The organism is Bacillus sp. JHAA, from assembly GCF_036961585.1.
Taxonomy (GTDB): Bacteria; Bacillota; Bacilli; order Bacillales; family Bacillaceae; genus Bacillus; species Bacillus velezensis.
This window is the reverse complement of record NZ_JBAMDE010000013.1, coordinates 40,136-51,621: the sequence shown is the minus strand read 5'-3', so window position 1 is coordinate 51,621 and position 11,486 is coordinate 40,136. Positions and strand designations below refer to the sequence as shown.

Sequence of the window (11,486 nt, the reverse complement as noted above, 5' to 3'; positions counted from 1 at the left end):
CGGTTACTCCGGTTACACCAGTTGAGCCCGTGACCCCAGTCGGGCCAGTAACTCCTGTTGATCCGGTTTCTCCTGTTGACCCGCTTTCTCCAGTTGGACCAGTTACACCACTCGCCCCAGTTGGGCCAGTCACACCAGTTGGGCCTGTTGCTCCTGTTACTCCCGTTGGCCCGGTTGCTCCGGTTATTCCTGTGGCCCCAATCACTCCCGTTGATCCGGTTATTCCTGTCGACCCGGTTACTCCTGTTGGGCCAGTTACTCCTGCTGGGCCGGTTTCTCCCGTTGCCCCAGTTACTCCAGTTGCACCTGTTTCTCCGGTTGAGCCTGTTACTCCTGTTGAGCCCGTGACTCCGGTTGGGCCAGTTGCTCCGGTTGAACCAGTTACACCAGTTGAGCCTGTTACTCCAGTCGCCCCTGTTGCACCGGTTGAGCCGGTTTCTCCAGTTGTTCCTGTTGAACCGGTTTCTCCTGTCGACCCCGTTGCTCCGGTTATTCCTGTTACACCGGTCTCTCCTATTGCGCCGGTTGGGCCGGTTACACCAGTTGCGCCTGTTTCTCCGGTTGCTCCAGTTACCCCCGTTGATCCTGTTGAGCCCGTTGCACCAGTCATTCCGGTTACTCCGGTTCCACCTGTTGCGCCTGTTGAGCCGGTTATTCCAGTTATACCAGTTGATCCCGTTGGACCTGTTTCCCCAGTTACACCTGTTGGGCCGGTTGTGCCGGTTTCTCCAGTTATACCTGTTGCGCCTGTTATTCCTGTCGCCCCAGTTTCCCCTGTTATTCCGGTTGTGCCTGTCACTCCCGTTGGTCCAGTCTCCCCCGTTGGACCGGTCGAGCCTGTTATTCCGGTCGCTCCTGTTGTTCCCGTTCTCCCGGTTACACCCGTGACCCCAGTCGATCCTGTCGATCCCGTTACTCCTGCTGGGCCAGTTACTCCAGTTGGGCCAGTTACTCCAGTTGGACCGGTATCCCCGGTTGAGCCAGTTACTCCGGTTGAGCCAGTTACTCCGGTTGAGCCAGTTGGGCCGGTTTCTCCTGTTGCTCCTGTTGATCCAGTTAGGCCAGTCGAGCCTGTCGCTCCTGTTGTGCCGATCGGGCCAGTCACACCAGTTGCGCCGGTGAACCCCGTTACTCCGATTGGACCTGCTACCCCAGTTGCTCCGGTTATGCCAGTGGCACCCGTTGCGCCGGTTGATCCAGTTGCACCGGTCGCTCCTGTTACTCCCGTTGGGCCTGTTACTCCGGTGAACCCCGTTGGCCCAGTCAGCCCCGTTGCTCCTGTTTCACCTATTGCTCCAGTCACTCCGGTTGAACCTGTTACCCCGGTTGTCCCCGTTACACCAGTCGCTCCTGTATCCCCGGTCGGGCCTGTTATTCCGATCGCTCCTGTTATTCCGGTTGCCCCGATTGGTCCCGTTATACCAGTTGATCCCGTTGCTCCGGTAATTCCTGTTGGGCCTGTCGATCCAGTTGGGCCTGTCGATCCAGTTGGGCCAGTTTCTCCCGTTGCCCCTGTTACTCCCGTTGCACCAGTTGCTCCTGTCGAGCCTGTTACTCCCGTTGCACCAGTTTCTCCGGTTTCTCCTGTTGGACCAGTCTCCCCAGTTGACCCCGTTGCACCAGTTGTTCCAGTTATTCCAGTTATTCCAGTGGCGCCCGTTGATCCGGTTGGTCCCGTTCTCCCGGTTACACCCGTGACCCCAGTCGAACCTGTCGATCCTGTTGGACCGGTTTCTCCCGTTGGGCCTGTTACTCCAGTTGATCCTGTTACTCCAGTTGATCCTGTTGCTCCGGTTATACCTGTTGAGCCAGTTGCGCCTGTCGAGCCGGTTGAACCGGTTTTTCCGGTGGCGCCTGTTGGGCCGGTTGATCCTGTCGCTCCGGTTGAGCCGGTTACACCAGTTGCGCCTGTTGCTCCGGTTGCTCCAGTTACCCCCGTTGCACCAGTTGGACCGGTTGGGCCTGTTGATCCTGTCGCTCCAGTTGAACCGGTTTCTCCTGTTGAGCCAGTAACCCCTGTTGGTCCAGTCACACCGGTTGGGCCCGTCGCGCCTGTTATTCCAGTTAGCCCGGTTACACCAGTTGCGCCTGTTGCTCCGGTTGATCCCGTTATTCCGGTCGCTCCTGTTGCACCGGTTGAGCCAGTTACACCGGTCGCTCCGGTTTCTCCTGTTGAACCAGTTACACCAGTTGGGCCTGTTACTCCCGTTGCACCAGTTGGGCCTGTTACTCCCGTTGCACCGGTTGGGCCTGTTGATCCTGTTGGGCCTGTTGATCCCGTTGCGCCGGTTGCACCTGTTACACCAGTCACTCCAGTTGAACCGGTTGAACCAGTTGGTCCTGTCGATCCGGTTGGGCCTGTTGCACCAGTTGAGCCGGTCGTTCCTGTTGAGCCTGTTATTCCGGTTCGGCCGGTTACACCAGTTGAGCCAGTCACTCCCGTTGGACCTGTTTCTCCGGTTGCACCTGTTACACCAGTCACTCCAGTTGAACCGGTTTCTCCTGTTACACCAGTCACTCCAGTTGAACCGGTTTCTCCTGTTACACCCGTTGGACCTGTTCCCCCGGTTGCGCCTGTTTCTCCAGTTAATCCCGTCGCACCAGTTAAGCCGGTTGCGCCTGTCGGTCCGGTTGTTCCCGTTCCCCCGGTTACACCCGTTACCCCAGTCGCTCCTGTCGATCCAGTTGCACCGGTTTCTCCTGTCGCCCCTGTTTCTCCAGTTGGACCCGTTACTCCGGTGGGGCCGGTTGGGCCTGTTGATCCTGTTATCCCCGTTGCCCCAGTCACTCCAGTTGGACCAGTTACACCCGTTAGGCCTGTTGTACCTGTCGCTCCAGTTGAGCCGGTTGCCCCTGTTATTCCGGTTGAGCCTGTCGCGCCAGTTTCTCCGGTTGCTCCTGTTGAACCAGTTGGGCCTGTTGCACCAGTCAAGCCAGTTGTTCCTGTTACTCCAGTCACTCCGGTTGAGCCAGTAGTTCCGGTTGCTCCCGTTGCACCAGTTACTCCGGTCGCTCCTCTTGCTCCAGTCACTCCGGTTGAGCCAGTAGTTCCGGTTGCTCCTCTTGCTCCTGTTACACCAGTCGAGCCGGTAGCTCCAGTTACTCCCGTCGCCCCTGTTACTCCTGTCGGACCAGTCACTCCGGTTTGGCCGGTTACACCCGTTGATCCTGTCGACCCCGTCGCTCCTCTTGCTCCGGTCACTCCTGTAGGGCCCGTCACTCCTGTGGGACCTGTAATTCCCGTTACGCCAGGTTCACCCCCGGTTTGCGCCAATGAAACGTCGTCTATTAAAACCGTGCCGGAAGAAACTTTACTTAATACAATGACGGCAGAGGCCGCGCCAGAAGGCACACTGCTTGTTTTATAGATTTCAGACCATGTGTGAAAGAGCACGTTCGGCAAATTTCCGGGTGTAATATTTTCTTGAATGGAACTGATTTGTTCACCTGCTGCGCTGACATAGATGATCTGGAGAGTTACTTGGGGACTTGGCTCATTTCCGAGCGTTGCGAGTGATACGAATAGAGTCACTGACTTGGCTGAAATTGGAACGATTTGACTGAGGTAAGCATATGGCTGAGCTCCAATAAATTGCGCAGAATATCTCCCTGAATGTGCAAACAAACTGTTAATCTGGGTATTTGCCGAACTCCACCCCGCTAATGTACCGGTTTCAAAGCTTCCGTTTATAATCGGATTATTCATTCAATCTTTTTCCCTCTCCTTCCCGTTGTTGACCGTCTTACTTATTAAGACAGCTTATTAATACGGGCTGTGTTTTGACAATCTAAATAAAAAAGGTGATTTCTTTTCATCACCTTAATCCGATCCTTGAATGGGGAATCCCGTCGCAATGAGGGAGCGGTTTGCCGCTGCGACTTGTGTTACGTAATTCGAAGAAAGGACGGATAAATAGAGCTGGTACGCGGCTGTTTCATCCGCCTTCATTTCGTCGATGTACGTAAAAGGAATTCCTATGATTTGTCCGCCTGAAGAAAAGAGGTTCCACTCTTGTCTCTGTGTTTGTATCGATACGCCATTTCTTTGCAGATCGACAGCTAAGACCAATGAGAAATGAGACGCGAGCGGATCTAATTCCACATTTACTTGTATGACGGCATCCGTTTTCACCAATTGATCTGTCGGCGCGGCTATCACTGCGCTTAACACGTTTATCGGTGTTCCTTCTAACGGAATCATCATCTGGTCTGCTGTATTTTGAAAAGCTACCGCAGGAACCGCTCCCGGCGGCCCCTCAGGCCCCGGGGGACCGGGCGGACCCGCCTCCCCTTGCGGACCGCGGGAGCCGGCGGGTCCTCTTTTGCCTTCGGGACCTCGCAGCCCGGGTACGCACAAGGCAGATCGATTTTCATCTGAAGACGGAAACCGTTTTTCTGTCCCTGTTTCCGGCCTTTCATGTTCACATGGTAATTGTTCATACCGGCGTTTCATATGTCTGCTCATATATTTGTAAGGTTTCTGTTTCAATATCATGTATTGATTACGGCCGCTGCTCATATTATCACCCCGTCCATATTCTATTCGCACTGGAGTCATCATGTGCAGGCCCTTCCCCTTCCTTACAGAAATAAAAAAAAGGCAGACCTGAGTCTGCCTTTTTTTCTTCTACCATAACCCTAATACTTTCCACCATAATCCGCCGATCACAAGCCATGTCACAATATGGACGATTGACAGGATAAAGCCGATGGACCACCATTTGCTTTGCGATATATAACCCGCTCCGAAAAAGACCGGAGCCGCTCCTGAGCCGTAATGCGTTGTCGAACCGAAAAGGTTGCTGAAAAACGCCAGGCTGAGCGCCGCCAACAGCGGCGGAGCGCCTGCAGCCACGATGACGGCGAGAAATGCCGCATACATGGCGCTGATATGCGCGGTTGCGCTCGCAAAGAAGTAATGCGTGTAATAATACACGACAATCAGAATCATAAATGCCACAATCCATGAAAAACCGGAAACAGAAGATTTCATCATATTGCTGAACCAAGACACCATGCCGAGCTCATTCAGGAAATTCGCCAGCATCACAAGCGCCGCGAACCAAGTCAGCGTATCCCATGCACCTTGTTCCTTTTTGATGTCCTCCCATGTTAATACCTGTGACAAAAGCAAAACGGATAATCCGATCAGGGCCGTCGTCGTTGCGTCAATATTTAAGCTTCCTCCGAAAATCCACAGCGCAAGCACCAATAAAAAGACGATGACCATGGAGAGTTCGGATTTTTTAAACGGACCCATTTCTTTCAATTTTTCCGTTGCGATTTTAGCCGCATCCGGTGTTTCTTTAATTTCCGGCGGATACAGCTTATAAATGACGAGCGGCGTAATGATTAAGCTCGCCAATCCCGGTACAATGGCCGCGATTGCCCAGCTTGTCCATGTGATGTCCACCCCTGCGACATCGTGGGCCAGCTTGGCGATCAGCGGGTTCGCCGCCATTGCCGTCAAAAACATCGCAGACGTAATCAAGTTTCCTTGAAAACCGGTTTTTAATAAGAAAGCGCCGATTTTCCGCTCTGTTCCGTCTGCCGGCGTTGATCCGAAAGTTTCGGATAATGATCTGATAATAGGAAAAATAATGCCGCCCGCCCGTGCCGTGTTGCTCGGAATGGCAGGTGATAAAATTAAATCACTGAAAAGCAGTGAATAAGAAAGGCCGAGTGTTTTCTTCCCGAACCGTTGTACGAATACGTAAGAAATCCTGGCGCCGAGCCCGGTTTTGATGAAACCCCGGGAAATAAAAAAGGCGATGACAATCAGCCAGATTGTCTTGTTTCCAAATCCGCTTAACGTATTTTCAATAGATAGCGTTCCCGTTAACGCGGTGACTGCCAATGCAAAAATTGCAATTGCGCCCATTGGCAAGGGCTTGGAGATAAAGCCGATAATTGTTGCGACAAAAATAGCGAACAAATGCCATGCTTTAGGTTCAAGTCCGGACGGCGCGGGAATAAACCAAATGATTAATCCCACAGCAACAGTAATAAGCAAAGGAATGATTTTTACTGCCTGCTGTTTTTTTGCGTCTTTTTCTGAAGCCATTACAGGTCTCCTCCTATTTTGTTGTCTTCCATCCCCTATCCCATTTTACTACTTAACTAAGTTAATAAACGTTTTTGTTAATTAAAAAACACAAAGGAATATTTTCCTTTGTGCTTCTTGTTTATTATTTTAATATGCCCGACCCGGCTTTAGATATAACATCTGATTTTACATTTGATGATGAGCCGATGGAACCGTGCAATGACGGTGTCCAGCCGACGGACTGACTTAATCCGTTGGCGGCCGACGCGTTAATGGCGGCGCCGTTTAAAAGAGTGCCGTCTTCATGAAGCGCTTTTCCGCCGCTGAAGACGCTGATGACTTTATCAGCAGCCAGTCCCGGCACTTCAAAAACATTATTCTGGGCATATATTTTCGACGCGTGGCCCGCGCCCCACGCATAGCTGAACGGGTATGCGGCGCTTTTAGAGCCTGCGTAAAAATTATTATAAATATGAACCTGCCCGTACCGGACCCGCGGTGCGCGCTGGACGATGTTCTGGTAATAGTTATGGTGAAGGGTCACCTTCAGTTTTCCTTCATCCGACGTCTTGCTGTCGCTGTTTCCGATGACGGAGCCTTTGTCATGGTCATGATATTTATTATAGGACAATGTAATATAATTCGCCCCGTTGGCTATATCCGTCTGGCCGTCATGGTGCTGATATTTTCTCCCGTAATAGTAGGGAAAACCGCTGTCGGGATTCGATCCGTCATTAAAGGTGCAATGATCGATCCAGATGTGCGTCGCGCCGTTAATGGTGATATTGTCATATTCAGAGTTCCAGTTGCCGCTGCTGCCGTCCGTCGGGTCCCATTGCGGAAAATAGTCGTAAGCGTCTTGAAATTCAATGTTGCGGATGATGACATTGTCGACGCCGTTCTTTATATTAAAACTTCCGCCTGTCACTTTGGCATTTGAACCCGAGCCGATGATCGTCGTATTTGAAGGGATGTCAATCACGACCCGTGCCTTCTGGTTTTTTTGCGATCGCTGTCTGGCGTCTTCCTGGGTGCCTGACGGCGCTTTTTTCCCCCATTTGTCCGGGTCGTACGCCTTCAGATAGGCGTTCGGATCATATGCCGGATCTTTATAATCATTAAAGCCGAGTGTTTTATTGCGGTCGTCCGTATTCATATTGATTGTGCCTTGTATGTAAATAATCTTCGGCGTGCTGTTGGCGCTTCCCCCTAATGCGGAAACGAGCTGCTGTCTGTTTGATACGGTGTATACATTCGATGAAGAGGCTTTCGCGCCGCCGGTTGTCCCGCCGGAAGCGGCTCCCCAGCCGTCATTTGTTCCTAACGTCTGCCGTCCCAGATCAGCGGCATAGACGTCCGCAGGGATCATACATAAACAAACCGCCAGCATAAATAACATTTTTTTCATGAATTGTGCTCCTCCTGATTCTTTGTTCCAATTTATTACAATCGAATTGTATCAAATCAGTTGAGAAACAGCACCGAAAATGTACAGAATGTGCCTTTCGGTTTTATTGCGGAAACCGCAAAAAAATCCCAAGGGACCGAAAACCCCTTGGGATCTGTTCAGCTTACGCCCATGATTTTACTTTTTCGTTATCCGTGACAAACAGAAGAACTTTTCCTTCATCTAAGCGCTTTTCAAATTGCGATGCTTCCTCTTCCGAAAAGCCGATTTCGTGAATTTTGTTGCGGAGCTCGTCGCCTTTTTTATTAAACATATTGCCGACCGCGTGTTTAATGCCCGTTTCTTTCGCTCCGATGGTATTGACATCAGTATTATCGGCCAGGCGGTCCGTTCTGTCGTCATCATGAGAAAGCACATATACGTCTTCTTTTGCGACACCCAATTGCTGAAGCTCTTTTACGTCCTGCATCAGTTTTTGATCATTTGTATATTCTCTTACTACCGGTTTCATTGATAAGTCCTCCCTTTTGTTTTGTATATTGGATGTTTACCCGATCAATCAAGGATCAAACAAAAGAAAGAGAGTTCAGTGGGAAAACGGGCAGATTGTCGGTGGATATTTTCTGGCGGGACATGTTACAGTAGAAAAAGCAACTTTTATCAGAAAAATAAAAATCTTCATGAGCCGATTAAGCAGGGAGGTGGTTCCTATTCATTACTTTTCACCGGAACAGCGATTTAACGCTTGGGTTGTCAGTGATTTAGTGAAGCAGGTATTCCGCCGGCATACCCGCTGCCCGGATGGAATAAAAGAGCTTACGGCCTTTGCTGAAGATACTTTTCATATTAATATCGATTTCGTTTTCTCTATCATTATCAATATCGGTGATATCGAATCCGTTCTGCCGAAAGAAATTGAAAATAGGCTGGGTTCTTATCTGACCGCGCTTCAGCCCGTCGTTACCGCTGACATGCTTCATTCTTCAAAAACGAATGCCTATGAATATTTGGAACATGAGAAAAACACCGATGTGTACCGGTTATTCTATTAAATATGCATATAAGGAAAGAAGGGCCCTGGGCCCTTCTTTTTTTATGACCGCTGACGGTTTGATTTTGTAATCGGGAAATGGTTCGTGTTACATTTGGAACAACCACTTATCTTGAAGGAGGATTCAGTATGCCGAATCATCAGCAGCAAATTCAATTGGCAAGACGCCCCAAAGGCGTTCCCGCCCATGACGATTTCCGCTTTGAAACGATTGCCGTGCCCGAACCGAAAGACGGCGAAGTGCTTGTGAAAACGAGTTATGTGTCCGTTGATCCGTACATGCGCGGACGGATGCAGGATACAAAATCATATGTAGAGCCGTTCGCTTTAGATGAAGCCATAACAGGCGGAGTGATTGCCGAGGTTCTGACAGACGGCGATAAGCTGAAAAAAGGAGATGTTGTGATCGGAAATCTCGCGTGGCAGGAATATTCAGCCGTCAATGAGTCCGCCCTCCGCAAGTTGGATACGGATATCGCACCCGCCCAGGCGTATCTCGGCATTTTAGGGATGACCGGACTGACCGCTTACTTCGGGCTGCTCGATATCGGCCGTCCGAAAAAAGGCGAAACCGTCGTCGTTTCAGGCGCGGCGGGCGCCGTCGGCTCAACAGTCGGACAGATTGCCAAAATCAAAGGCGCGCGGGTTGTCGGCATCGCCGGATCTGATGAAAAAATCGCGTATTTGACAGAGGAGCTTCAATTTGATGAAGCCATTAATTACAAAACGGCGGATGATATTCAAAAAGCGCTGGAACAGGCATGTCCTGACGGCGTCGATGTCTATTTTGACAATGTCGGCGGACCGATTTCAGATGCGGTGATAAACCTGCTGAATGAATTCGCCCGCATTCCGGTATGCGGAGCGATCTCATCGTACAATACCGAAAGTGAAGAAGAAGACATGGGCCCCCGCGTCCAGCCGAAGCTGATCAAAACAAAAGCGCTGATGCAGGGATTCATCGTCAGTGATTATGCTGACCGCTTTTCCGAAGGTGCGAAACAATTGGCCGAATGGCTTAAGGACGGAAAGCTTCATTATGAAGAAACGATTACGGAAGGATTCAACAATATTCCTGACGCGTTCCTCGGCCTGTTTAAAGGAGAAAACAAAGGCAAACAGATCATCAAAGTGAGTGATCTAAGTTAACATGATGATGAAAAAAAGGAGGGCTTTGTCCCCTCCTTTTCTTTTTTTCGCATCAGCCGCGAAGAATCAAAGTAAGAAAGCCGTCTTCATCCGGCTCCATATCTTCCAAAGTGAATCCCGCTGCTTGAAAGCAGGCTAAACTGATTTGATTGTCTTTTTCGATGCTTGCCGCCCATTCCCGCACGCCGGTAAACCCAGGATCAGTCAGCAGTTTTTGCAAGATCTGTTTTCCGTACCCTTGAAGCTGGTACAAAGGATTGACGATCAATCCGATATACGCCCGCTCCTCCACAAACTCTATAGAGACCATGCCTGCCGGACACTCCCCGTCATATGCCATAATGACAGTATCGTCTTCATCTTTATTCAATCGTGCATACCACGCGTCTAATGGCAGCATCGCATCCATTCTCCGTCTGATATTATCGTTCTTAAACCAGTGTTCAAGTATTTTCAGCTCACGTTCCTTCAATATTTGAAATCTGTCTATTGAAACCATCTTCCCGCCCCCGCCTGAACCTTTTCTATTATTTTACAACAAAAAAAAACGAAGGGCTTCCCGCCCTCCGTTTCTTATTTCTCAGATAATTTTCCGCCTGAATAAACGGCCTCTTTCAGCTCGATTCCGAGTGATTTGGCCATTTTTTTCAATTTGGATTCTTCCATCGGCGTGACAAGGCTGAGTACGGTTCCTTCTTTACCGGCCCGCCCCGTCCGGCCTGATCTGTGAATGTACCCGTCTTCATTCGGGATGTCCGCGTGAATGACGTACGGAAGATCATCGATATCGAGTCCGCGCGCCGCAATGTCAGTGGCCAGAAGCAGCGGAAATTCTCCCCGTTCAAACGCTGATAATATCTTTGCCCGCTCCATTTTTTTCGCTTCTCCATGCAGAATGCCGAGATCCACGTGGTGATAGGCGAGTTTTTCCGCATAGACGCTTAAATTTCCGATATCTCTGACGAACACGAGCGCCTGCATGCCGTTCAGCCGTGACAGCTTTTGCAATAGCTTTACTTTATCCCGCTGATCGCAGACGAGATATTGATGTGTGACGCGCGCTTTTTCCGCCGTATTCCGCTCCACTTTCAAAACAGCCGGTTCATGTGCGATGGTATTCAGCACCTGTTCTGTTTCCGGCTGCAGCGTAGCGGAAAAGCTTAAAAGCTGTCGGTCTTTCAGCGTCGTTTTAATGATTTTTTTCATCGTTTCGCGGTGTTCCTGTGTCACGAGCTGATCCGCTTCATCAAGAACGATCGTCTTGACTTCATGCATTTTCAGCTTTTTCGCCTGAATCAATTCGAGCACCCTGCCCGGTGTGCCCGCAATGATATGCGGTTTATTTTTGAGCTTCTCCACCTGCTTTTTCACGTTTGCCCCGCCGATCAAAGACAAAGCGCGAAGATCGGAGCCTTTTTTCCAATCCTGAATCACTTGAAAAATCTGCATCACAAGCTCGCGGGACGGCGCTAAAATGATCACTTGCGGATGTTTCTGTTCCGGGTTGATCCGCTCCAGAACCGGAAGCGTGTACGCCAATGTTTTTCCCGTTCCCGTCGGGGATTCGGCGATGACGTCTTTCCCTTCCATAATCACCTGAGCGGCTTTTTCCTGAATGACGGTCGGCTCCTGAAAGCCTGAGGCCTCCCAGTTTTCGGCGATAAATGGTTGTGTATGCTGTAAAAATGGCCATGTTTGGGTCATGTCGTTCTCCTCAATTCTTAAAATCTACTCCATAGTATCTCAAATGCACGCGCCAAACGCAATTTTCTTTTTCCTTCCAAGCCTTTTAACAAACGGTCTCCTCCTTTATAATCATAAATGAGAAAGAC

The 11,486-nt window shown here is 50.2% G+C and carries 9 protein-coding genes; 2 read left to right on the top strand and 7 right to left on the bottom strand.

Annotation, left to right across the window (positions count from 1 at the left end):
- From V7728_RS20565 to V7728_RS20010, 5 genes are all read right to left on the bottom strand, one after another.
- Positions 1 to 3,706 (bottom strand): NTTRR-F1 domain (locus V7728_RS20565; RefSeq protein ID WP_442893529.1); only part of this gene is annotated, 3,706 nt, incomplete at its 3' end.
- Between the two features lie 114 nt (positions 3,707 to 3,820).
- The gene (locus tag V7728_RS20025) at positions 3,821 to 4,519 is read right to left on the bottom strand and encodes a hypothetical protein (RefSeq protein ID WP_099566483.1); all 699 of its coding nucleotides are present in this window, start codon (positions 4,517 to 4,519) and stop codon (positions 3,821 to 3,823) included.
- Positions 4,520 to 4,627: 108 nt separating this feature from the next.
- Entirely contained in the window at positions 4,628 to 6,064 is a 1,437-nt protein-coding gene (locus V7728_RS20020) for an anion permease (protein ID WP_007408966.1), read from the bottom strand.
- 124 nt (positions 6,065 to 6,188) lie between these two features.
- Positions 6,189 to 7,454, bottom strand: coding sequence for a pectate lyase family protein (locus V7728_RS20015; RefSeq protein ID WP_012117054.1), 1,266 nt, complete (start codon positions 7,452 to 7,454; stop codon positions 6,189 to 6,191).
- 163 nt (positions 7,455 to 7,617) lie between these two features.
- Positions 7,618 to 7,965: a general stress protein gene (locus tag V7728_RS20010; protein ID WP_003155650.1), complete on the bottom strand. Its 348-nt coding sequence runs from the start codon at positions 7,963 to 7,965 to the stop codon at positions 7,618 to 7,620.
- A gap of 190 nt (positions 7,966 to 8,155) precedes the next feature.
- On the opposite strand from V7728_RS20010, the gene V7728_RS20005 reads away from it, so the two are divergent.
- Positions 8,156 to 8,506 carry a DUF3212 family protein gene (locus V7728_RS20005; RefSeq protein WP_007610002.1) on the top strand — a complete coding sequence of 117 codons (351 nt, stop codon included), beginning with the start codon at positions 8,156 to 8,158 and terminating at the stop codon, positions 8,504 to 8,506.
- A 128-nt stretch (positions 8,507 to 8,634) separates the two neighbouring features.
- A complete protein-coding gene (locus tag V7728_RS20000; protein WP_052827167.1) occupies positions 8,635 to 9,654 on the top strand; it encodes an NADP-dependent oxidoreductase in 1,020 nt (339 codons plus the stop codon).
- A 52-nt stretch (positions 9,655 to 9,706) separates the two neighbouring features.
- On the opposite strand, the gene V7728_RS19995 is transcribed toward V7728_RS20000, so the two are convergent.
- The gene (locus tag V7728_RS19995; protein ID WP_099566482.1) at positions 9,707 to 10,153 is read right to left on the bottom strand and encodes a GNAT family N-acetyltransferase; all 447 of its coding nucleotides are present in this window, start codon (positions 10,151 to 10,153) and stop codon (positions 9,707 to 9,709) included.
- A gap of 74 nt (positions 10,154 to 10,227) precedes the next feature.
- A complete protein-coding gene (locus tag V7728_RS19990; RefSeq protein ID WP_099566481.1) occupies positions 10,228 to 11,358 on the bottom strand; it encodes a DEAD/DEAH box helicase in 1,131 nt (376 codons plus the stop codon).
- Positions 11,359 to 11,486 lie beyond the last annotated feature (128 nt).